21 protein-coding genes are annotated in these 22367 nt (G+C 65.0%); 8 read left to right on the top strand and 13 right to left on the bottom strand.

Annotated elements, in window-relative coordinates; translation table 11 throughout:
* Positions 1 to 11: 11 nt before the first annotated feature.
* The 3 genes from HV675_RS12685 to argS form a co-directional block, all read right to left on the bottom strand.
* The gene (locus HV675_RS12685; RefSeq protein ID WP_175111265.1) at positions 12 to 650 is read right to left on the bottom strand and encodes a thiol:disulfide interchange protein DsbA/DsbL; all 639 of its coding nucleotides are present in this window, start codon (positions 648 to 650) and stop codon (positions 12 to 14) included.
* 160 nt (positions 651 to 810) lie between these two features.
* Positions 811 to 1563: an SPOR domain-containing protein gene (locus HV675_RS12680; RefSeq protein WP_246270216.1), complete on the bottom strand. Its 753-nt coding sequence runs from the start codon at positions 1561 to 1563 to the stop codon at positions 811 to 813.
* Between the two features lie 140 nt (positions 1564 to 1703).
* The gene (gene argS / locus HV675_RS12675; protein ID WP_175111263.1) at positions 1704 to 3488 is read right to left on the bottom strand and encodes an arginine--tRNA ligase; all 1785 of its coding nucleotides are present in this window, start codon (positions 3486 to 3488) and stop codon (positions 1704 to 1706) included.
* Between the two features lie 350 nt (positions 3489 to 3838).
* Here argS and HV675_RS12670 point away from each other — a divergent pair, with 350 nt between their 5' ends.
* Entirely contained in the window at positions 3839 to 4165 is a 327-nt protein-coding gene (locus HV675_RS12670) for a DUF1840 domain-containing protein (protein WP_175111262.1), read from the top strand.
* Between the two features lie 108 nt (positions 4166 to 4273).
* Here the strand turns inward: HV675_RS12670 and HV675_RS12665 are convergent, their stop codons facing one another.
* The 7 genes from HV675_RS12665 to HV675_RS12635 form a co-directional block, all read right to left on the bottom strand.
* Entirely contained in the window at positions 4274 to 4474 is a 201-nt protein-coding gene (locus HV675_RS12665) for an acid-shock protein (protein ID WP_175111261.1), read from the bottom strand.
* 215 nt (positions 4475 to 4689) lie between these two features.
* Positions 4690 to 7407 (bottom strand): methionine synthase, encoded by a 2718-nt coding sequence (metH, locus tag HV675_RS12660; protein ID WP_175111260.1) that lies wholly within the window; start codon positions 7405 to 7407, stop codon positions 4690 to 4692.
* 98 nt (positions 7408 to 7505) lie between these two features.
* Positions 7506 to 8573 carry a homocysteine S-methyltransferase family protein gene (locus tag HV675_RS12655; RefSeq protein WP_175111259.1) on the bottom strand — a complete coding sequence of 356 codons (1068 nt, stop codon included), beginning with the start codon at positions 8571 to 8573 and terminating at the stop codon, positions 7506 to 7508.
* A 248-nt stretch (positions 8574 to 8821) separates the two neighbouring features.
* Positions 8822 to 9079, bottom strand: coding sequence for a BTH_I0359 family protein (locus tag HV675_RS12650; RefSeq protein WP_175111258.1), 258 nt, complete (start codon positions 9077 to 9079; stop codon positions 8822 to 8824).
* Positions 9080 to 9196: 117 nt separating this feature from the next.
* Positions 9197 to 9985 (bottom strand): alpha/beta fold hydrolase, encoded by a 789-nt coding sequence (locus HV675_RS12645; RefSeq protein ID WP_175111257.1) that lies wholly within the window; start codon positions 9983 to 9985, stop codon positions 9197 to 9199.
* Positions 9986 to 10139: 154 nt separating this feature from the next.
* Complete coding sequence (locus tag HV675_RS12640; RefSeq protein WP_417629473.1) at positions 10140 to 11420, bottom strand: DUF3108 domain-containing protein; 1281 nt, start codon at positions 11418 to 11420, stop codon at positions 10140 to 10142.
* Between the two features lie 381 nt (positions 11421 to 11801).
* On the bottom strand, positions 11802 to 12701 hold the full coding sequence (locus HV675_RS12635; protein ID WP_175111255.1) for an IclR family transcriptional regulator: 900 nt from the start codon (positions 12699 to 12701) through the stop codon (positions 11802 to 11804).
* A 145-nt stretch (positions 12702 to 12846) separates the two neighbouring features.
* Between HV675_RS12635 and HV675_RS12630 the strand changes: the two genes are divergently transcribed.
* The 5 genes from HV675_RS12630 to rfaE2 all read left to right on the top strand — a co-directional run bounded on the left by HV675_RS12630 (position 12847) and on the right by rfaE2 (position 18067).
* On the top strand, positions 12847 to 13863 hold the full coding sequence (locus HV675_RS12630) for a fumarylacetoacetate hydrolase family protein (protein WP_175111254.1): 1017 nt from the start codon (positions 12847 to 12849) through the stop codon (positions 13861 to 13863).
* A 115-nt stretch (positions 13864 to 13978) separates the two neighbouring features.
* Entirely contained in the window at positions 13979 to 14821 is an 843-nt protein-coding gene (locus HV675_RS12625) for an enoyl-CoA hydratase/isomerase family protein (protein ID WP_175111253.1), read from the top strand.
* Between the two features lie 180 nt (positions 14822 to 15001).
* The gene (locus tag HV675_RS12620) at positions 15002 to 15796 is read left to right on the top strand and encodes a PhaM family polyhydroxyalkanoate granule multifunctional regulatory protein (RefSeq protein ID WP_175111252.1); all 795 of its coding nucleotides are present in this window, start codon (positions 15002 to 15004) and stop codon (positions 15794 to 15796) included.
* Positions 15797 to 16467: 671 nt separating this feature from the next.
* Positions 16468 to 17349, top strand: coding sequence for a ferritin family protein (locus HV675_RS12615; protein ID WP_175111251.1), 882 nt, complete (start codon positions 16468 to 16470; stop codon positions 17347 to 17349).
* Between the two features lie 232 nt (positions 17350 to 17581).
* The gene (rfaE2, locus tag HV675_RS12610; protein WP_175111250.1) at positions 17582 to 18067 is read left to right on the top strand and encodes a D-glycero-beta-D-manno-heptose 1-phosphate adenylyltransferase; all 486 of its coding nucleotides are present in this window, start codon (positions 17582 to 17584) and stop codon (positions 18065 to 18067) included.
* A 66-nt stretch (positions 18068 to 18133) separates the two neighbouring features.
* On the opposite strand, the gene HV675_RS12605 is transcribed toward rfaE2, so the two are convergent.
* Genes HV675_RS12605 through HV675_RS12595 form a run of 3 tightly spaced genes read right to left on the bottom strand, consistent with a single transcriptional unit; the run spans position 18134 to position 20200 of the window.
* Complete coding sequence (locus HV675_RS12605) at positions 18134 to 18373, bottom strand: hypothetical protein (RefSeq protein ID WP_175111249.1); 240 nt, start codon at positions 18371 to 18373, stop codon at positions 18134 to 18136.
* A gap of 58 nt (positions 18374 to 18431) precedes the next feature.
* Complete coding sequence (locus HV675_RS12600; protein WP_175111248.1) at positions 18432 to 19298, bottom strand: type III pantothenate kinase; 867 nt, start codon at positions 19296 to 19298, stop codon at positions 18432 to 18434.
* Complete coding sequence (locus HV675_RS12595; RefSeq protein ID WP_175111247.1) at positions 19295 to 20200, bottom strand: biotin--[acetyl-CoA-carboxylase] ligase; 906 nt, start codon at positions 20198 to 20200, stop codon at positions 19295 to 19297. Before HV675_RS12595 ends, HV675_RS12600 begins: the two co-directional genes overlap by 4 nt.
* Positions 20201 to 20334: 134 nt before the next feature.
* Here HV675_RS12595 and HV675_RS12590 point away from each other — a divergent pair, with 134 nt between their 5' ends.
* Together HV675_RS12590 and HV675_RS12585 are read left to right on the top strand one after the other, a co-directional pair.
* On the top strand, positions 20335 to 21471 hold the full coding sequence (locus HV675_RS12590; RefSeq protein WP_175111246.1) for an MlaE family ABC transporter permease: 1137 nt from the start codon (positions 20335 to 20337) through the stop codon (positions 21469 to 21471).
* Complete coding sequence (locus HV675_RS12585) at positions 21468 to 22358, top strand: ABC transporter ATP-binding protein (protein WP_175111245.1); 891 nt, start codon at positions 21468 to 21470, stop codon at positions 22356 to 22358. The genes HV675_RS12590 and HV675_RS12585 overlap by 4 nt, the downstream gene beginning before the upstream one ends.
* The last annotated feature ends 9 nt before the right edge of the window (positions 22359 to 22367 follow it).

The following is a 22367-nucleotide window of genomic DNA, read 5'->3' as shown; positions in this document are numbered from 1 at the left end:
GATACCGCGCGTTACATCTTCTTCGCGCGAACCTGGCCGACCAGATAGTCGAGCACCTGCAGCGTGCCCGGCAGGCTGTTGGTCTGCGCCGGGCCGGTTTCATACTTGCCCTGAATCGCCAGCGTCGGCACGCCGTCGATCTTGTAGTCGTCGAGCAGCTTCTTGTCGCGTTGCAGCGCGGTTTGCGTCGAGAACGAGTTGTACGCGTCCATGAACTTCTTCGGGTCCACGCCGTTCTTCGACAGGAATGCCGCCTGGGCTTCCGGCGTGAGCAGGTAGTCCTTGTTGACGTGGATCTCGTGGAAGATCTTCGGCGTCAACTCCTGCGCGAGGCCGAGCGCGTCGATCGCGTGATACAGCTTCGAATGCGGGATGAAGTCGTCGCGGAAGGCAACCGGCACGCGCTTGAACACGACGTCCGGCCCCTGCTTTTTGATCCAGTCTTCGAGATACGGGTCGAACTCGTTACAGTGCGGGCAGCCGTACCACATGAACTCGATCACTTCGATCTTGCCGGCCGGTACTTCGACCGGCTGCGGCGACGACAACACGGTGTAGTCCTTGCCGGCAACCGGCGCGGCCGGACTGGCGCTTGCCGTGGCAGCGACGATACCGAGCGAGAGGCAAAGTAGGCTAAGCAGCTTTTTCATGTCTTGTGATCCCAATCGGGAAGTAGCGTTGACGGTTGGACGGCTGGCGTCATGAGCCTGTCACCGTGAGCGCTGCGACGGACGGCAGGCGTTTGCCGTGCATGAGACTGCGGGTGCGCGCCGAAGGTTCAGCGCGTCGCGCACGTATTCGTACAGCGTATTACTGCCTGGTAAAACGGATGACGGCGGTGTCGATACCCGCGTCCGACAGGCGCTGACGCGTGGAATTCATGTCCTCGAACTTCGAGAACGGCCCGATCCGCACGCGATAGTACGTGACACCGCCGGCATCGCGCTGCGTGACCTTCGATTCGAAGCCCTGGAACGCGAGCCGTGCGCGCTGCTGCTCGGCATCGGCGGACGTCTTGTAGGCGCCGACCTGCAGCAGATAGCCGGTGTTTGCGTCGGTGGCGGACGGCGGGGCCGACGCGCCGGGCTTTGCCTGCGGCGCGACGTTGGCAACCGTTGCCCCGCTCGTGCCGCCAGGCGCGCTCGAAGCGGGCTTCTTCGCACCGGCGACGGCGGCCCCTGACGCATTGGGGTTCGGCGCGGCGCCGCTGGCGGCCGGCGGCACTTCGACGATTTGCGGCTCGTCGAGAATGCCCGACGATTGCGTCTGATTGTTCGTCTGCCCCGGCGCGGTATTCGGCGGCGCGGGCTGCGCGGCTTGCGGCACCGGCTGGCCCGGGCTCTTGCCCTGCAGCGGCCGGTTCGGATCGTATTGCGGCTGGCTGGCGCCGGCATCCGACGCGGCGGGCGGCGCGACCTTCGCGACGAATGGCGTCGGCGCACGCGTGATGTACAGCGCGACCACCACCGCGATGGCCAGGCCGACGATCAGGCCCAGCACGATGCCGAGAAACGTTCCCCCGGATTGCTTCGACTGCTTCGTTGTGCGGCGTGGCTTTGCCATTGTCTGAATCACCTGCAAAAGGAAAACTTGAATGACCGTCGATTATAGCGACGGCAACGGCTTATCAAGCCGTTGCCGTCTTCGCCTGGCGGCGGTCGCGCGTTATGGTCGCATAAGCGGGTCGCGCGGGCGAGTCGAATTTACATCTTGGCGGGGGCCGACACGCCGATGATCGCAAGGCCGTTCGCGAGCACCTGGCGCGTGGCGGCAAGCAGTGCGACGCGCGCATTGCGGGCCGCTTCATCGTCGACCAGAACGCGTTCGGCATTGTAGAACGAGTGAAATTCGCCCGCGAGATCGCGCAGGTAGAACGCGACCGTGTGTGGCGCGAGCTCGTCGGCCGCGTGCGTGAGCATGTCGGGGAATTCCGCGAGCTTTTGCAGCAGCGCCATCGCGCGCTCGCTCGACAGCGGCGCGAGGTCGACCGACGGCAGCACCGCTTCGTCCGCATTGAAGCGCGCTTTCCATTCGCCGAGCACCGAGCAGATGCGCGCGTGTGCGTATTGCACGTAGTACACCGGGTTCTCGTCGTTCTGCTTGAGCGCGAGATCGATATCGAACACGAACTCGGTGTCCGCCTTGCGCGAGATCAGGAAGAAGCGCACCGCATCGCGGCCGCGGCGGATCGTCTCTTCGTCGAGCAGGTCCGGCGCGGTTTCCTGGCCGGGCGTGGCGCCGCCCGACCACTCGATCAGATCGCGCACCGTGACATAGCTGCCGGCGCGCTTGGAGATCTTCACCTCCTCGCCGTCGCGCATCACCGTGACCATCTTGTGCAGCACGTAGTCCGGGTAGCCCTGCGGAATGCCGATGCCGAGGCCCTGCAGGCCGGCGCGCACGCGCGCGATCGTGCCGTGGTGGTCCGAGCCCTGGATGTTGATCACCTTCGTGAAGCCGCGCTGCCACTTGGCGACGTGGTACGCGACGTCCGGCACGAAGTACGTGTAGGTGCCGTCCTGCTTGCGCATCACGCGGTCCTTGTCGTCGCCGTCGTCGGTCGTGCGCAGCCACAGCGCGCCGCCTTCTTCAAACGTCTTGCCGGCCGCGACCAGCGCATCGACTGTCTGTTCGACGCGCCCTTCCTTGTACAGCGACGATTCGAGGTAGTACTGGTCGAACTCGACGCCGAACGCCTGCAGGTCCATATCCTGTTCGTGGCGCAGATAGGCGACCGCGAAGCGGCGGATCGCTTCGAGGTCTTCGATGTCGCCCGCGCCCTTGACCGGCTCGCCGTCGCGCGCGGCGACGGTCTCGCCGTGCATGTAGTCGCGTGCGATGTCGGCGATGTATTCGCCGTTGTAGGCGGATTCCGGCCAGCCTGCGTCGCCGGGCTTCAGGCCGCGCGCGCGCGCCTGGGTCGACACGGCGAGCGTATGGATCTGCACGCCGGCGTCGTTGTAGTAGAACTCGCGATGCACGTCCCAGCCCTGCGCATCGAGCACGTTCGACAGCGCGTCACCGAGCGCGGCCTGGCGGCCATGCCCGACGTGCAGCGGGCCGGTCGGGTTCGCCGACACGAATTCGACCAGCACGTGCTTGCCCGCTTCGCGCTGCGAACGGCCGAAGGCCCGCTGCTGGGCGAACACCTCGCGCACGACGGCCTGTTTCGCGGCCGGCGCGATACGCAGATTGATAAACCCGGGGCCTGCCACTTCCGCGCTGTCGACGAGGCCTTGCGCCTGCGGATGCGCGAGCACCGCGTCGACGATCTGCTGCGCAAGCTGCCGTGGATTCGCGCGCAGCGGTTTGGCGAGCTGCATCGCGACGTTGCATGCGATGTCGCCGTGCGCGGCGACCTTCGGACGTTCGAGGGTAATCGCCGGCGCCACGAAGGCGGCTTCGGACGCGCCGGCGTTGGCCGCGGCGATCTGCTTCACCAGGTCGGCGAGCAGGGTTTCGAGAGTGTGTTTATGTGCAGGCAGCATGCTTGTTGCGTGTCCAGTGAGGCAGTCGGGTAAGACAGGATTGTGCCGAATGCGGCAACTTCCAGTGCGGCGTGACGAGCGCCCGGCGCGCACGAGTGCCGAAGGTCTGGCGCGGAAACAGCGGCGGCTCGAATGGATCGCCGCGAGTCACGCGCGCCGCGCGCTGTGCGTGGCGCCACCGCCCGCGCGGGTGCGGCGGGTACGCGCGCAGCGCGGCGGACTTGTTCCGTCAGGTCGGATTTTAGCAGGTGCTAATATGTCCAATAGAAGTGCACGGCGGAGGGCTGCTTCGCTGTGAGCCGCGCCGTCAGCCGGCGAGGGAGATTCAACATAACGAAAAGGGAACGGTCATGCTGATTACTTTCAAGTGTCGTGCCGCGCCGGATGTGATGATGCTGGAGAACCTCGCTCAGTATCTGGTCGGTATTGTCGGCAAGAGGCTCGGTCAACGCGGCGTCATCACGCACGACGAACTGGGCGACGCGATTACGAAGCTCGAGGCGGCAATCGTCACCGACAAGCAGGAGCGCGCGGAGCACGACGGCCATTTCCACGAGGGCGAAGAGGGACACGACCCTCACGAAATCCCGATCGGCCTCGCGCAACGCGCGTATCCGTTCCTCGATATGCTGCGCGCCGCGCAGAAGGAAAACGCGGATATCGTCTGGGGAGTCTGACGGCGGCGCGTAGCCGTGAACTGACCGGCACGCCACGCTATGCGATAGTGAAGAAGCCCGCCTTGCAGCGATGCAACGCGGGCTTCATGCTTTGCGGCGGCGCATTGCTTACTGGCTCGCGCTTGCGCCTTGCGGCGCCGCGGCCGGCGCCGACGCGCCGTTTTTCTGTTTCTTGTGCTTCGGCTTCTTCACGTGCTGCTCGGTCGGCGGCGAGTACGAGCTCACCGAGCTCGATCCGCCTTGCGCGAACGCCGGTGCGGTGCCGGCGGCAAGCGATACGGCCATCAACATCAGCGACAGCTTCTTCATACGATTTTCTCCGGGACAGTTGCAACGCGATACAAAGGCGGTCGCGCCGTGCGTTCCTGCGGACGCATCCGGCGAGATCGAGCCGCTGCAGTTTACAAAGCCGAAAACTGAACCGCCGGAAATATTCGGTCTTTGTGCGTTGATATAGTCGACCGGGAAAAGCACTAGCTGACGCGCGCGCCGGGCATACGGGCCGGCGCGCGCCGCGTGACCGGTTACAGCAGCGGCGCGAGCGCGCGCTGCGCGTCGGCCTTCGACAGCGCCATGCGCTGCGCGTAGTCGTCCAGTTGATCCTCGCCGATCTTGCCGACCGAAAAGTACGTGCTGTCCGGGTGCGCGAGGTAGAAGCCCGACACGCTCGCGGCCGGCAGCATCGCGAGCGACTCGGTCACGCTCATGCCGATTTCGCCCGCTTGCAGCACGTCGAACATATCGCGCTTCACGAGGTGGTCCGGGCAGGCCGGGTAGCCCGGCGCAGGACGGATGCCGCGATACTTCTCGCCGATCAGTTCATCGTTGGCGAGCGACTCGTTAGCCGCATAACCCCACAGATCGCGGCGCACGCGCGCGTGCATCGCTTCGGCGAACGCTTCCGCGAAGCGGTCGGCGAGCGCCTTCAGCATGATCGCGCTGTAGTCGTCGTGATCCTGCTCGAACTGCTTTTCCTTCGCATCGACACCGATGCCCGCGGTGACCGCGAACATGCCGATGTAGTCGGCGACGCCGGAGTCTTTCGGCGCGATGAAATCGGCCAGCGACCGGTTCGACCGCATCACGCCGTCGACCACCGGCCGCTCGCTCTGCTGGCGCAGATTACGCCACGTGAGCGCGACTTTGCTGCGCGATTCGTCGGTGTAGATTTCGATGTCGTCATCGTTGACTGTGTTGGCCGGCAACAGCGCGAGCACGCCGTTCGCGGTGAGCCAGCGGCCTTGGATCAGCCGTGCGAGCATCGACTTCGCATCCGAGAACACGCGCCGTGCCGATTCGCCGACTACGTCGTCGTTGAGGATGGCCGGATACGATCCGGCGAGATCCCAGGTCTGGAAGAACGGGCCCCAATCGATGTAGTTCGCGAGCTCGTTCAGATCGTAGTTTTTGAACACGCGGCGGCCGATAAACTTCGGCTTGACCGGCTGATACGCGCTCCAGTCGAGCTTCGTTTTGTTGGCCCGCGCCTTCGCGAGCGTGACCATCGGTTGCGCTTTCTTATTCGCGTGCTGGTGGCGAATGCGTTCGTAATCGGCTTTCAGGTCTTCGAGATACTTTGCCGCGCCTTCGTCGGACAGCAGGCTCGATGCGACCGACACCGAACGCGACGCATCCGGCACATACACGACCGGCCCTTCGTAGTGCGGCGCGATTTTCACGGCCGTATGCACGCGCGAGGTCGTCGCGCCGCCGATCAGCAGCGGAATCTTTTTCACGCGGAAGTAGTCGTCGCGCTGCATTTCGGAGGCGACATAGGACATTTCTTCGAGGCTCGGTGTGATGAGTCCCGACAGGCCGATGATGTCCGCGCCTTCCACTTTCGCCTTCGCGAGAATGTCGTTGCACGGCACCATCACGCCCATGTTGACCACTTCGAAGTTATTGCACTGAAGCACGACCGACACGATGTTCTTGCCGATATCGTGCACGTCGCCCTTCACGGTCGCGATCACGATCTTGCCTTTCGCGCGCACGTCGCCGCCGACCGCGGCCAGCTGCTTCTTTTCTTCCTCGATGAACGGAATCAGGTGGGCGACCGCCTGTTTCATTACGCGCGCCGATTTCACGACCTGCGGCAGGAACATCTTGCCCTGCCCGAACAGGTCGCCGACGATATTCATGCCGTCCATCAACGGCCCTTCGATCACATTGATCGGGCGGCCGCCGTTCGCGGCGATCTGCGCGCGCGCTTCCTCGGTGTCGTCGACGATGAAATTCGTGATGCCGTGCACCAGTGCATGCGCGAGACGCTTTTCGACCGGCTGATTGCGCCACTCGAGGTTTTCTTCCTTCTTCGCGGCGCCGGTCTTGAACTTGTCGGCGATTTCGAGCAGCCGGTCGGTCGCATCGTCACGGCGATTCAGCACGACGTCTTCGACGCGCTCGCGCAACTCGGGGTCGAGCTCCGCATACACGCCGAGCTGCCCCGCGTTGACGATGCCCATGTCCATCCCCGCCTGGATCGCGTGATAGAGGAACACGGTGTGGATCGCCTCGCGCACCGGGTCGTTGCCGCGGAACGAGAACGACACGTTCGATACGCCGCCGCTGATCTTCGCGTGCGGCAGGTTCTGCTTGATCCAGCGGGTCGCGTTGATGAAGTCGACCGCGTAGTTGTTGTGCTCTTCGATGCCGGTCGCGACCGCGAAGATGTTCGGGTCGAAGATGATGTCTTCGGGCGGAAAGCCCGCTTCGTTGACGAGCACGTCGTACGAACGCTTGCAGATCTCGGTTTTGCGCTGGAATGTATCGGCCTGGCCCTTTTCGTCGAACGCCATCACGACGGCTGCCGCGCCGTAGCGGCGAATCAGCTTCGCATGGTGCACGAACGCGTCCTTGCCTTCCTTCAGCGAGATCGAGTTGACGATCGCCTTGCCCTGCACGCACTTGAGGCCGGCTTCGATCACCTCCCACTTCGACGAGTCGATCATGAGCGGCACGCGCGCGATGTCCGGTTCCGATGCGATCAGATTCATGAAGCGCACCATCGCCGCTTTCGAATCGAGCATCGCTTCGTCCATGTTGACGTCGATTACCTGCGCGCCGTTTTCGACCTGCTGGCGCGCAACGGCCAGCGCTTCATCGAACTGGCCGTTGAGAATCATGCGGGCGAACGCCTTCGAGCCCGTCACATTGGTGCGCTCGCCGACGTTGATGAAAAGCGTCCCGGACGTGACGTTGAACGGTTCGAGGCCTGAAAGGCGCAGCGTATGGTCGGTCATGGCTTGCAGGGTTGCGTGGGTTGGCGTCGCAGATGAATGCGAAGGTGTCGGTCGCGAATCAGCGGCGGATCAATGGCACATCAGTCGCAACGACGGGCTCAGGCCGCGTCGCGGTATTGGGTCGGCCACTTGCGCGGCTTGACCTCGGCGAGCGCTTTCGCGATCGCGGCGATATGTTCCGGCGTCGTGCCGCAGCAGCCGCCCGCGATATTCACGAGCCCTGCTTCGGCAAATTCCTTCAGGAGACCGGATGTATCGGCGGGCAACTCGTCGAAACCGGTGTCGCTCATCGGGTTCGGCAGGCCCGCGTTCGGGTAGCACGAGACATACGTGTCGCATAGCTTCGCGAGCTCGGCGATATACGGGCGCATCAGCGCCGCGCCGAGCGCGCAGTTCAGGCCGAAGGTGAGCGGCTTCGCGTGACGCAGCGAATTCCAGAATGCCTCGACGGTCTGGCCGGACAGAATGCGGCCCGATGCGTCGGTGACGGTGCCTGAGATCATGATCGGCAGACGCTCGCCGGTGTCCTCGAACAGCTGGTCGAGCGCGAACAGCGCCGCCTTCGCATTCAGCGTATCGAAGATCGTTTCGACGAGGAACAGATCGGCGCCGCCGTCGAGTAAGGCTTTCGCCTGCTGGTAGTACGCCGCGCGCAATTCGTCGAACGACGTGTTGCGCGCGCCCGGATCGTTGACGTCCGGTGAAATGCTCGCGGTCTTCGGCGTCGGCCCGATGGCGCCGGCGACGAAGCGCGGCTTGTCGAGCGTCGAATACTTGTCGCAGGCGGCGCGCGCAAGCTTCGCCGACGCAAGATTCATCTCGACGACGAGGTCTTCCATGCCGTAGTCGGCCTGCGCAACGGTGGTGGCGCCGAACGTATTCGTTTCGATGATATCGGCGCCCGCGGCGAGATACTGCTCGTGAATTTCACCGATGATCTGCGGTTGCGTGATCGACAGCAATTCATTGTTGCCTTTGATGTCGCGCGCGTAGTCCTTGAAACGCTCGCCGCGATATTGCGCCTCGTCCAGCTTGTAGCGCTGGATCATCGTTCCCATCGCGCCGTCGAGTATCAGGATGCGCGACGGCAGCAGCAGGGGCAGGAGCGCGCCGCGCGTATAGCCGGCGGCGCTGTTCGAGGCGGCGGTGGAAGCAGGCTGGTTCATGGCAGAAGGGTATGGGCCGGCATTCCGGCCGGTTCCTTTCATAAATCGCAACATTGTAGCCCGCCATTGCGCACGCCGCGCGCCGTTATGCCGAAGCGGCCAAAGTGTGGCCAAGGCGGGACGGAGGCGGCACGCGGCGACTGGCGAAGGGGAATCGCGCGCTTTGCGGCAACCATAATGAAAAACCCCGTCCGGCGTGCCGGACGGGGTCGTAAAACGTTGCCTGGCGTGTCGCTGCAGCGGGCTCGTTAGTGGAGCACGACTGGCTGGTTCATCAGGCTGTCGAACTGGCCGAGGAACTCGTCGACTTCATCGAGCGAGGGTTCTTCTTCGATCAGCTTTTGTACATGCTCACGAAAGCTCGCCGCCATTGCACCGTCGATGTAAATTTCACGTTGCGTGTTCTTGTCGACAATCTCATAACCGCCTGACTTCATCGCGAGGTGCCCGTCCTGAGGCGGGAACTCGACAACACAGTAGTTGGGGCTGTTGTAGATCATTTGCATGGCGACACTCCTTATTTCCGTTGGCTCCGGGCCAGTCCTGCGCCGTACGTGGAGCGTTTGGCGTGGAATTCAAGGGGTGGATCCGGCGTGATGCTTTTAATTCTCCGGACCTATTGGTTAGACCCGCGGTTGCAGAAACGTTTCGAGCAGCCCGGCGAAACGTTGCGACTGCTCGATCGGCGCCAGATGGGCGGCGTCCAGCAACTCGAACCGCGCCCCCCGGACCGCATCGGATATCGCCTGTGTAGCAGCAGGAGGCGTGCCTGTGTCGTGACGTCCCGCGACCGCGAGGGTCGGTGCCCGGATAGCTGACAGTCTATCGCGCACATCGAAATCGCGCAGCGCCGCGCATACGAGCGCAAAACCCTCGACTGAAGTATGGACGTACACATCGCGAATCTGTTCGACGACTTCCGGATGCGCGCGCCGAAAGTCGGGTGTAAGCCAACGTTCGAGCGACGCCGGCATCAGCGACGCGACGCCGTCGCGCCGTGCCGCGTCGGCGCGCTGATCCCAGATGCTGCGCGCTTCGGGTGCGGTAAAGGCGAAGGTATCGGCGAGTGTCAGCGTGTCGACCCGCGATGCATGATCGAGCGCGAACTGTTGCGCAATCGCGCCGCCCAGCGACATGCCGACCACATGTGTGTGCGCCGCGCCGAGTGCGTCGAGCAGCGCGGCAAGGTCGTTCGACAGATCGGCGACGGTGCAGGGCGCGGCGGGCGCGGCGCTCTGGCCGTGCCCGCGCACGTCATAGCGCAATACCGTGTAGTTGTTGCGAAAGTAGCCGGCCAGCTGGTCCCAGATCGACAGGTCGCCGCCCAACTGATGGATGAACGTGAGCCATGGGCCACCGCTTTCGTTGCTCAGCACATAGCGGGTATCGATGCCGTTGACGTTCACTTGCATGCGTGCTCCTTGTTCAAGAGTGGTGCGGTGAGCGGTGCGTGCGCAGCGCTTGCACCGTCCGGTTCGTGATGCCGGATATCGTGCGAGCGACGCATCGGGCAGAAGTTCTGCCGTCGTCGAAGCGCCGGCGTGGCCACTCGTGGCCGACTGGATCTCAGGGCTTTTCGTTGCCCGTGTCCGGGCCGGTCGCTGGCGCAGCGCTGGGCGGCGCATCCGGTTGCATATCGGCCGAACCTGCCGGGTTTGCGCCCGGTGTGCCCGCACTGGCTGCGCCTGATGCTGACGCGTCGAGTTGTCCGCGCCATAGCAGTTCGACCTGCGTGCCGTTCGGCTCGGTTTGCACGAAACGTACCGGCAGCCATCCAAGCGACGGTGCGAGCCACACGTCGATGCGGCGCCGGTCGCCTTCATGGCGCGGCAAGCGCATGAAGTGTCGTGCATCGACGAAGCCCTGCTCGGTGCGCACGGTTTCGTTGCCGATCGTTTCGATCGGCCACACTTCGCCGCTGTCGTTGTCGGTGACGTAGAACTCGCGCGTGACGCCCGGCTGGTACGCCGCGGGCGCGCCGCGCACGAGACTCGCAAGCTGCATGATCATGCTGAAGCGATCTTGCGCGCCATCCGGCAACGCGAGCGTTGCGGGCGTGCGTGTGAACACGATCTGCTTCGTTTCACGATTGAAGACTGTCACGTCTTCGCCACGATGTCCGCGCTTTTCGACGTATTGATCCGGCGCGAGACCGAATGCGTCGATCCGGCCATGGCTTTCGTAGCTATAGGTGCCGACGAACGGCAGCGGCACCGATACGACGAGACGATAGGTGTGTCCGTCGCTGTCCCAGTGAATCGTGCCGGGCTGGTTGCGCACACCGTTGTAAAACGTGTCGTATGCGAGGTCGCCGGACGGCGGAACGGAAAACTTTGCGCCGGGTGTGGCGTGCGCCGCGTTGCCATTGGCGCTGTTCGTGCCGTTGCCTGTGCCTGTGCCTGTGCCTGTGCCTGTGCCTGTGCCTGCGCCTGTGCCTGTGCCCGTGCCTGTGCCCGTGCCCGTGCCTGTGCCTGTGCCTGCGCCGCTTGCCGCGGTCGGCGCAGATGCCGATGCGCCCGCTGCGGCGCTGGCCGCGACCGCGCTGGCCGCGTCGCTCGCGGCTTCGGCACCTTGCGGCGCGGCGGTCGCGGTTTGCGCGGCCGGCGGCAGCGCGCGTGGCGGCGGCTTGTGCGGTTTGGGCTCGGGCGTGATCGCAGTCAACGCATGTTCACCCGCACTGCGGGCGCGCGATTGCGGCTGCCGTTCCGGCGTCACGTGAGCAGGTGCCGCGCCGGCCGGCTGTTGTTCGATGCGTTCGGGTTTCAGCAACGCAACTTGCACCGGCGCATGCTGCGTATCGGCCGGCTTGAACGTGTCGCGATGCCGCTCGAACCATTGCGCGGCCATCCAGTGCGTGCTCGCGACGATCACCAGCACGGCGATCCAGCGCCAGCGCAATGAGCGGCGCGGCGCGGCGGCTGGCGGCGGACGATCGGGGCGGCGTGCGGCGGATGGAGACGACATCGAGGCGGCGAGACCCTGCTGGCGAAGAAGTGAATAAGCGAGCGATGTTAGTGTGATGTCACGCATCAACGTGCGTGGCGTAGGTGAGCATTGTGACGCAAGGCGTGCGAGGAACGTTGGAGCGTGCCGCTGCGGCCGGCGTCCCACGCGCGTAATGGCAAGCAGGCGAGCGACACGCAGCAACCAGCAACCAGCAACCAGCAACCAGCAACCAGCAACCAGCAACCAGCAACCAGCAACCAGCAACAAACCCGGCTTGCATCGCTAGCGCGGCATCGAACTGTACCCAAGTTCATACGACAACTTTCCCGCGCATTCGCGTAACGCGGTATCCACTTCGCCGTCCCAGCGAATGTCGAATGTGCCTTCGTGACCCAGTGCGATCAGCCCGAGCGCAAGCTCGCCGGTCGAATCGAATACCGGCACGCAGAACGCGTGAATCGTCGGCAGCAGCGTGCCCTCGACGCGCGCCGCGCCGTGTGCGCGCACCTCTGCGAGAAGGCGTTCGACATCCTCCGCATCGCGCGGCGCGCCGGCTTGCGATGAACGGCGCGTATCCGCGAGTTCGCGATCGATCATCGCGGCCGTCTTGCCGCGCGGCAGATAGGCCGCGAACAACAGACCGGTTGCCGAACGAAGCAGCGGCATCACGTCGCCCAGCTTTAACGACGCCTTGACGGGAGAACTCGATTCCATCCAGTGCACGACCGTCGGCCCCTGATTGCCCCATACTGCGATGCCGACCGTCACGTCGAGCCGGTCCCGCAACTCCGCGAGCGCGCTGCGCGCGAGTTTCACGCCGTCGACCCGCGCAAGGCGAGCGAGGCCCAATTGCAACGCGAAGCCGCCCAGTTCGTAGCGGCCGGACAGCGGATCTTGCGCAACGACGCCTAGCCTCAGAAAACTCACGAGATAGCGATGCGCCTTCGCAGGACTCATACCCGCGCGCTGCGCGAGGTCGCGCAGCATCATCGGGCGCGGCTCGCAAGTCAGCACGTCGAGCAGGCGAAAGCCGACTTCGATCGACTGAATGCCCGAGCGCGGTTTTTCTTCGCTGCCGTCATGCGTCTCGCCGGTCGGCGCAGTGACGGCGGAATCGGGCGTATCGGATGGGCTGACTGCGCGGATAACCGGGCGAACGCCCGGGCGGGCTGTGGGCGACATGAGCGATAGTGTGAAATTCGCAACGTGGAACGCACGCGGCAACCGGAGCCGCCGATTGCGACGCGCCGCATGCAACGCTTGGGCTGCGCGGATTCACCATCGTAGAATACATTCCTCCTATCGTCACCCAGATGCTTCATTGCCTATGAAACTTGCCACGCTGAAGGACGGCACGCGCGACGGTCAACTGATCGTCGTGTCCCGCGATCTGCAAACCGCCGCGCTTGCCGATGCGATCGTCGGGACGCTGCAACGCGCGCTCGACGACTGGACCTTTTACGCGCCGCAACTGCGCGACCTGTACGACGCGCTGAACCAGGCGCGCGCGCGCAACACGTTCGCGTTCGATGCGAAAGCGTGCATGGCGCCGCTGCCGCGCGCGTTTCAGTGGGCGGATGCCTCCTCCTACGTGAACCACGTCGAACTGGTGCGCCGCGCGCGCGGCGCCGAGATGCCGCCCGAGTTCCGGACCGACCCGCTGATGTACCAGGGCGGCAGCGACGATTTCATCGGCGCAAAGGACGACATCGTCTGCGCATCCGAGGAATACGGCATCGACTTCGAGGCGGAGGTCGCGGTCATCACCGGCGACGTGCCGATGGGCGCGAGGCCCGACCAGGCATTGAAAAGCATCCGCCTTGTCACGCTCGTCAACGACGTGTCGCTGCGCGAACTGATTCCCGCGGAACTCGCGAAGGGCTTCGGTTTTTTCCACAGCAAACCGGCCACCTCGTTCGCGCCGATCGCGGCCACCCCCGACGAGCTCGGCGGCGACTGGCGCGAAGGCCGCGTGCATCGTCCGATGATCGTGCACTGGAACGGCAAGAAAGTCGGCCAGCCGGATGCGGGCGTCGACATGGTGTTTCATTTCGGGCAGCTGATCGCTCACGCGGCGAAGACGCGCAACCTGCGCGCCGGGACGATCGTCGGCTCGGGCACGGTGTCGAACAAGGACGCGAAACGTGGCTATTGTTGTATTGCGGAGAAGCGCTGTCTCGAGATGATCGAGCACGGCGCGCCGCAAACCGCGTACATGAAATACGGCGACACGGTGAAGATCGACATGTTCGATGAAGCGGGCAAGTCGATCTTCGGTTCGATCGAGCAGGCCGTGGCGCCGCTGGAAGCGGGCGCGCATCGCGCGAGCAGCAGCCAGCTGTAGAGCGCCGCGTTCAGCGTCAGCGCGAGGCGCGGCGAGTGGCAAGCGGCAAGCGGCAAGCGGCAACAGAGCGTATTCGGAGCGGCACCTGAGCGGTATCACTGCGGGGAGCATCGCCATGACAGATCAATCGCATGTCAGCAATCCGTCGTTCTACGCGCACTATCAGTCGCTACGGGTGCGGCGGCATTCGCCGGGGATCGTCGAGATCGTGATGAGCGGCGAGGGCGTGAATCGCAGCAGCCTCGCGACGGCGGATGCCCAGACGCATCGTGAACTTGCCGAGATCTGGCGCGACGTCGACCGCGATCCGGATGCGCGCGTCGCGCTGATTCGCGGCGAAGGCAAGGGCTTTTCCGCTGGCGGCGATCTGAACCTGGTCGAGCAGATGGCAGACGATTTCGCCGTGCGCACGCGTGTGTGGCGCGAGGCGCGCGATCTCGTCTACAACGTGATCAACTGCGGCAAGCCGATCGTCTCGGCGATGCACGGGCCGGCGGTCGGCGCGGGGCTGGTGGCCGGGCTGCTCGCCGATATTTCAATCGCCGCGAAAACGGCGCGCATCATCGACGGCCATACGCGCCTCGGCGTCGCGGCGGGCGACCACGCGGCAATCGTCTGGCCGCTGCTGTGCGGGATGGCGAAGGCGAAGTACTACCTGCTGTTGTGCGAGCCGGTGAGCGGCGCGGAGGCGGAACGGATCGGGCTCGTGTCGCTCGCGGTCGATGAACAGGATTTGCTCGCGAAGGCATTCGAGGTCGCGCGCAAGCTGGCGAACGGCTCGCAAACCGCGATCCGCTGGACCAAATACGCGTTGAACAACTGGCTGCGCTCGGCGGGGCCGGCGTTCGATACGTCGCTCGCGCTCGAATTCATGGGTTTCGCCGGACCGGATGTGCACGAAGGCGTGGCATCGCTGCGCGAACGCCGCACACCGGATTTTCCCGCTAGCGAGAAGTGAGCCGACGCCCACAGCGTATCGTTACGATACTTCCGGGGCCGGTGTGGGCGGTATGATCCGACGGACGCCGGCGAACGAAGCCCTGCTGGGCCTCGGCCCCGAACACGGTGAGTTTCAATTTTCCGCGCTTCGTTTTCACGGCGCTCGATAACGTAACGTCACGCAGCGAGGAGATCAACGATGACCGACACGCCCGGCTCCACGCCGCCCTTCCCCGGATTTCCCGGTTTCCCGCCCGCCGAAATGCTCGACCGGATGTGGGGGATGATGCGTCTCACACCGTTCGGCGCCGCGTTTCCCGGCACGCAGCCGGGTGCTGCGCAAGGCTTCGTGCCCTCGCTGTCGATGATGTCCGACATGATGGCGCCGCTCACCAATGTCGAAGAGCTCGACAAGCGGATCACCGACATGCGCGCGGTCGAGCAGTGGCTGAAGCTGAACCTGAATATGCTGCAGTCGGCGATTCAGGCGCTCGAGGTGCAACGCGCGACGCTCGCGACGTTGCGCGCATTCGGTGCGTTCGCCCAGTCGTCGATGACGCAGCCGGCCGCCGACACAGCGTCGCCGCGCGCGGCGTATACGCCCTCGGAGTCGCGCCCGGACGATACGACGGCATCCTCCGCCGAACCAGCCGGCGCGACGCAGGAAGCAGGCGAAGGCGCGCCGCCGCCGGGGTTCGACGCGTCGGGCTGGTGGAATCTGCTGCAATCGCAGTTCAACCAGATCGCGCAGTTTGCGATGTCGCAACCGGGCATGGCGGCGGGTGGCGAGGGGGACGCGGCGCGAAGCGAAGCCGTGAGCGGTGCTGGTGAAACGCGCGCCGATCATGGCGACCGGACCGCCCACAGCCACAGCGGGGGCGGAGCGGCGGACGCGCGGCAGCCGGCAGCGAAACGCGCCGCCGCGAAGCGCGCGCCGGCAGCGAGGCGCAGCGCCAAGGCCGCATCGGGAAAGACGCCGGATCAGCAGGAGTAACCCTGTCGGACCGGCGCTGCAGCGCGACGGCCGGGGCGAGCGCGGTGTCGACCGCCCGTGCCCGCGGGCCTGCACGGCGACTTGCTGCGGGCTTGCTGCGGCGGTGCTGCGCCGCGCCGGTGACCGCTGCAGCAGGATGTGCATCCACGTTGAATTTTTTACCGGCTAGTTGGCGGGAGCACCGTTTTCGCGAACACCGCCCGTCACATCGCGCCGCCCGTGGCCCCGGCGTTGTTCTGCATCAACCATTCGCGTTTCGGCCGCTTTCCAGCGCCTGTCCGAAACGGTCAGGCTGGGTGGGCGTGTTATTATTCGATCCAGTTTTCAGCCCGCGAGCCTGCGTCGAAAACTACCATGCCAGCAGGTCGCAATGCGTCGGGTGTCCCGGCGCAAGGGTTCACCGCGGCGTTGCGCCGCGAGCTGGCTTGACCTCAGGCACAGGGTCTCCCTCACCCACGGTTGGCCGCGCATTGTGAACGAAACATTTCACAAGCGCTTAAAACGCCGCTGGTACTTCTTTGCCACAGATTTCTCTGGGCGACCGATTACCGCGTAAAATTGAATGCTGCGCTGGCGAAAGCGCGGCTTTCGTGCGTCAGCAGCAAAAAGTGGCAATAAGTAGTTAGACAGACACAAACAGACGTCGCCTTGCGCAGAACAGGGGTGGGACTATGAACACCATGCTTTATCCGGAATTGTATAAATCGCTCGAGTCGGTCCGATGGGACATGGAAAAAGACATTCCGTGGGACACGTTCGACGCGTCGCTGCTCACCGATGAGCAGGCCGCAACGATCAAGATGAACGCGATTACCGAATGGTCCGCGCTGCCCGCCACGGAAATGTTCCTGCGCGACAATCATCACGACAGCGATTTCTCCGCGTTCATGAGCGTATGGTTCTTTGAAGAGCAAAAACACTCGCTGGTATTGATGGAATATCTGCGGCGCTTTAAACCGGAGCTGGTTCCCACCGAAGAAGAACTGCATGCGGTGCGCTTCGAATTCGATCCCGCTCCGCCGCTCGAAACGCTGATGCTGCATTTCTGCGGCGAAATCCGTCTGAATCACTGGTATCGCCGGGCTGCCGAGTGGCATACCGAGCCGGTCATCAAGCACATATACGAAATCATTTCGCGCGACGAGGCCCGCCACGGCGGCGCCTACCTGCGCTACATGAAAAAGGCGATGGGCAATTTCGGCGACGTCGCGCGCGCTGCATTCGCGAAGATCGGCGTGCTGATGGCGTCGGCTCGCCGCACCGAAAAGCCGTTGCACCCGACCAACCTGCATGTGAATCAGGCGCTGTTCCCGCGCGACACGATCCAGTCGCGTCTGCCGGATCCCGAATGGCTCGAACGCTGGCTCGACGAGCAGATCCGTTTCGACGACGGCTGGGAAAAGAAGGTCGTCGAGCGGATCCTGCACAACCTGTCGCTGCTGTTCGAGCGCACGTTCAATACGGCGCAGGAACTGAACCGCTACCGCAAGGAAGTGGTCGCGCGCATGCAGACGCCGGCTGCCGAACAAGGCCCGGCGCAGCAACCGGCCTGATGATCGCCGGCCGGCAGCGTCGATAGCGCGGCCAGTCTGAACCACAGCCGAACAGACGCAAATCGGATGTCGTCGCTGCGTCATTGCTGATTGTCGCGGCCCGGCGGGCGCAAGCCAGCCGGGCCGTTTTGCATCCGACGCGGCGACAAAGCGGAAAAGACAGCATGCATTCGTCAATGGCCGTCGACACGTGTATCGTTTCGGCAATTTCCGTCACCCACTTCCCTTCGCCATGACCGCTTCTTTCGAACGCAAGCTCACGACACGCGACGCGCTCGCGCAGCGTCGCCCATCGTTGCGCGGACCTGTGGTGTTCACGAATGGCGTATTCGACATACTGCATCGCGGTCACGTCACCTATCTCGCGGATGCGAAGGCGCTGGGCGCGTGTCTGATTGTCGGCGTGAACAGCGATGCGTCAGTGCGCATGCTGGGCAAAGGCGACGACCGCCCGATCAATCACGAGGACGACCGGATGGCGCTGCTGGCTGCGCTGGAAAGCGTCGATTGGGTGGTGCGTTTCGACGAGCGCACGCCGGTTGAGCTGATCGAAGCGCTGCATCCCGACGTGCTCGTGAAAGGCGGCGACTACGACATGGACGTGTTGCCGGAATCGGCACGGGTGCGCAGCTGGGGCGGGCGCGCGCTCGCGATTCCGTTCGAGCACGATCGCTCCACCACCGCGTTGCTGAAGAAGGTCCGCGCGCAGCAGAAATAACCCGTCGCACGGTTCGGTTCGGCAGGAAAACTCGGCTCGGTCCGACGGGCCCTCCGCCCGGCACCGCTACTGCGCGAGCGCCGATGCGGCGATCGGCGCGACCGGCGCGGGACCGCCCACCACCGCTTGATCCGCGGCATCGGCGGCCGACATCGGCTGCAGCCGCAGCCATTCCGGATGAATCTGCCGGTTCAGATGAAACGGCTCGCGCGTGCCCGCGGCCGGCTCGGGTCCGAACAGGCCGCGCACCGCGGCGAAGGCCAACACATTGGCAATGACGAGCAGCGTGATCAGCCAGCGCAGCATGGTGGGAATCTCCGTCGTGTGGTGTCAGTCGGCATCGGCGACTACAGGTTTCTGTTTCTTATGCGGGGCGCGCGGCGGTACTGTCTACGGCGATCAGCGCGAGCCCCGCGAGCACGAGCGCGTCATGCCGCGTATGCGGCGCCTGCAGCGAGCCGGCCACTTCACCGGCCGCACCGCCGCCGACCACCAGCCGCACCGGCGCACCCCATTCGTCCTGCAGGCGGCGCCACATCCGCTCGATGAATGCGGCCTGCGCGAGTCCGCAGCCGGACACGATCGCATCGAGCGTATTGGTCGCGAAGGATAACGCGTGTGGCGCGCGCGGGGCGGCCGGCGCGACGCCGGGCGGAAGGTCGTCGGTGAGCGCGACCGGTGTGCCGTTACCGATCGCCACCGGCAATTGCGCGGTGTGCTCGCCGAGCGCGCGCATCATCAGCGACCAGCCCGGGGCGATCAGCCCGCCTGCGAACGTCCCGTCCTTGCGTAACGCTTCCAGAGTCGTGGCGGTGCCGAAGGTCGCGATCAGCAGGTTTTCGTCCGGAAAGCTGGCGCGTGCGCCGATCATGCCAGCCCAGCGATCGCTGCCGAGCGACGCCGGCGTCGTGTAGCCGTTGCGTACGCCGCATTGCTGCACCGCTGCGCGAATCGTGGTGCGCGGCAGCGCGGGCCAGTGCAGGTCGAGCAGCGTGTCGATACGCCGCGCGACCGCTTCGCCCGCGACGTTCGAGATCCACGCGCCGCCGGGCGCCGGCAGCGTGCCCCAGTCGGGTTCATGCTCGGCGACGAGCGGATCGCCGATACCCTTTACCAGCAAGCCGCTATGTGTGAAGGCGCCGTTTTGTTTCTGCGCGCCGTATTCATCCGCGAGCGCCCATTTGATGCGGCTGTTGCCCGCATCGATCAGCAGAAAAGGCGCGCCGCTCATGCGTCGCCTCGCCCGGCGAGCCGCAACGACACATCGCCGGTCGAGATCGCGGTGCGGCCTGCGGGCGTGTCGAGCAGCAGTTGTCCGCGCTCGTCGACGCCCGCCGCAGTCCCGCCGCCGACTTCGACGCCTTGCTCGAACAGCAGCACCTCGCGGCCGGCGTACGCGTGATACGCGTTCCAGCGCGGCTGGAACGGTGCGAAGCCTTCAGCGGCAAAGCGCTGCAGCGCGGGTTCGAGCGCATTGAGCTCGGCGGCGAGCGTATCGGTGAGATTCGCGTTCGGCAGCGCGCGCGACAGCGCAGTCGGCGCGGCGCCGCGCGCTTCGGGCGGCACGCCGCTATTCATCGCATCGACCTTGGCGGCCAGTTCGTCGGCGCCTTTCACGTTGGTGCCGATGCCGATCACGACCGCGCTCGCGTCGTCCGTGCTCCATGCGGTTTCGATCAGGATGCCCGCCAGCTTGTCGCCTTCGAGCAGCACGTCGTTCGGCCATTTCAGCGCGATCTGGCCGGGGCCCGCGACCGGCAGCGAACGCAGACCGTCGACCAGTGCGACACCGACCGCGAGACTCAGGCCCGCAAGTCCTTCAAGCGGACACGGCAGCACGCAGGCCACCGAGAACAGCAACGCGTTGCCCGGTTCCGCATACCACGGCCGGCCGCGCCGGCCGCGGCCGGCCGTCTGCAGATACGCGACCCGCACGATCGGCCGCTCGAGTGCGTCGGCCTTGCGCGGCAGCGCTTTCATGCGGGCCATCAGATCGGCGTTGGTGGAGCCGGTTTCCTCGACGATCTCGATCGGCCAGTCGTGGGCGGCCGGACCGAATAGCGTGATCGCGCGGGCGCGATCGATACGCCAGTCGTCGTCCGGGCGGGGACCGGATGCAGTGGATGTAGTCATGCCGCGTATTGTAGCCATTCAGACCGGTCGCAAGCACCGGCGGTGCGCCAGCGCCGGGCCGGGCAACGCTGCAAGGCCGCCGGGCGGCGCGTTCGTTACAATGCCCGTTAATCCGACAACGACTATCCAGCGCCTTGAACTACGACACTCCGCCCGGCCTCGAAGTCGCGGCAGGCAGACAGGGCAAGATTGTCCGGCTGTCCGGCCAGTGGACCGCGCTCGCGCTCGCGCGCGACCGTTCGCAGGGCCGCGCGCTGCCGCGCCTGCGCGAGCTGATCGGCGTCGACACCGTGGCGCAATGGGATCTGTCGCGCATCGACCGGCTGGACCATGTCGGCGGCCAGGCGCTGTGGCGCATGTGGGGCTACCGGCTGCCCGCGAATCTGGTCGCGTTGAATGCCACGCAGCGCGACATCTTCGACCGCATCGCGCTGCTCGACCGCGAACGCGAGAATCCGGAGACGGTGTCGCGCCCCGACCCGTTCACGCGGCTCGGTTTGAGTCTCTTTTCGTTCTTCGAGCATCTGCACGGCGGCATCGCGATGTTCGGCCGCGTCGTGCTCGATCTGCTCGCGGTTGCGCGCAACCCGAAGATCACACCGTGGAAAGAAATTTCCGCGAATGTCTACTATGCGGGGGCGAGAGCGCTGCCCATCATCGCGCTCGTCGCGTTTCTGATCGGCATCGTGCTCAGCTACCTGTCCGCGCAGCAGTTGCGTCTGTTCGGCGCGAATCAGTTTATCGTCAACATACTCGGGCTGTCGGTGATCCGCGAACTCGGGCCGGTGCTGTCGGCTATTCTGGTCGCGGGGCGCTCGGGTTCGTCGATCACCGCGCAGATCGGCGTGATGCGGGTCACCGAGGAACTCGACGCGATGCGTGTGATGGGCATTCCGCACGGTTTGCGGCTCATCCTGCCACGCGTCATCGCGCTTGCCATCGCGATGCCGCTGCTCGTGATGTGGACCAATATCGTCGCGCTTGCCGGCGGTGCGCTCGCCGCCAAGATCGTGCTGCAGATCGACATGTCGTACTTCGCCCGCTCGCTGCCGGGCGTCGTGCCGGTCGCGAATCTGTGGATCGGCCTCGGCAAGGGCGCGACGTTCGGCATGCTGATCGCGCTGGTCGGCTGCCATTTCGGCTTTCGCATCAAGGCGAATTCGCAAAGCCTCGGCGAAGGCACGACGAGTTCGGTGGTCACGTCGATCACGGTCGTGATTCTCGCGGACGCGGTGTTCGCGATTCTCTTCCAGAACGTGGGGCTCTCATGATTGCGCCGCTTACACATGCCGTACGGGACCAGCCGCTGCCGGAGATCGCCGAAACCGTGATCGAAGTGCGCGACCTGACGAAGCGCTACGGGCGCAACGTCGTGCATCAGCATCTGAATTTCGACGTGAGGCGCGGCGAGATCGTGTCGATCGTCGGCGGGTCCGGCTCCGGCAAGACCACGCTGATGCGGCAGATCCTCGGACTCGAGCGGCCGACGTCGGGCACCATCAAGGTGTTCGGCGAAGATACGTCCGAGATCGACCCCGAAGAAGCGCGCCTGATGCGCAGCCGGATGGGCATGCTGTTCCAGCAGGGCGCGCTCTTTTCGTCGCTGTCGGTGTTCGACAATATCGCGCAGCCGTTGCGCGAGCTCGGCAAGGTGCCGGAAGAACTGCTGCGCGACATCGTGATGCTGAAGCTCGAAATGGTCGGGCTGCCGTGCAAGAACGCATCGAAGATGCCGGCCGCGCTGTCCGGCGGGATGGTGAAGCGGGTTGGCATCGCGCGCGCGATCGCACTCGAACCGGAGCTGCTGTTTCTCGACGAGCCGACCGCGGGGCTCGATCCGCAGGCGTCCGACGAGTTCGTCGAGCTGATCGGCGCGCTGCATCGCGCGCTCGGGCTGACCGTGGTGATGGTCACGCACGATCTCGACACGATGGTCGCGTTGTCGTCGCGTGTCGCGGTGCTGGCCGATCGCAAGGTGCTGGTCGCGGCGCCGGTCGAAGAAGTGGCGGGCGTCGATCATCCGTTCATCCGCGAGTATTTTCTGGGCCTGCGCGGTCGTCTCGCGCTGCAAGGACTGTCGCCGGAGCGCCGCGCGAAGCTGCCGCGCGAGGCGCTCGAGCCGGCGTGCGATGCCATTGCGCTGCGCACCGCGATGTAGGCGGAGAAC

It is taken from the genome of Paraburkholderia solisilvae (assembly GCF_902859875.1).
Classification (GTDB): domain Bacteria; phylum Pseudomonadota; class Gammaproteobacteria; order Burkholderiales; family Burkholderiaceae; genus Paraburkholderia; species Paraburkholderia solisilvae.
Note: the sequence above shows the minus strand (reverse complement) of the source record. Positions and strands in the feature narration are given on the sequence as shown.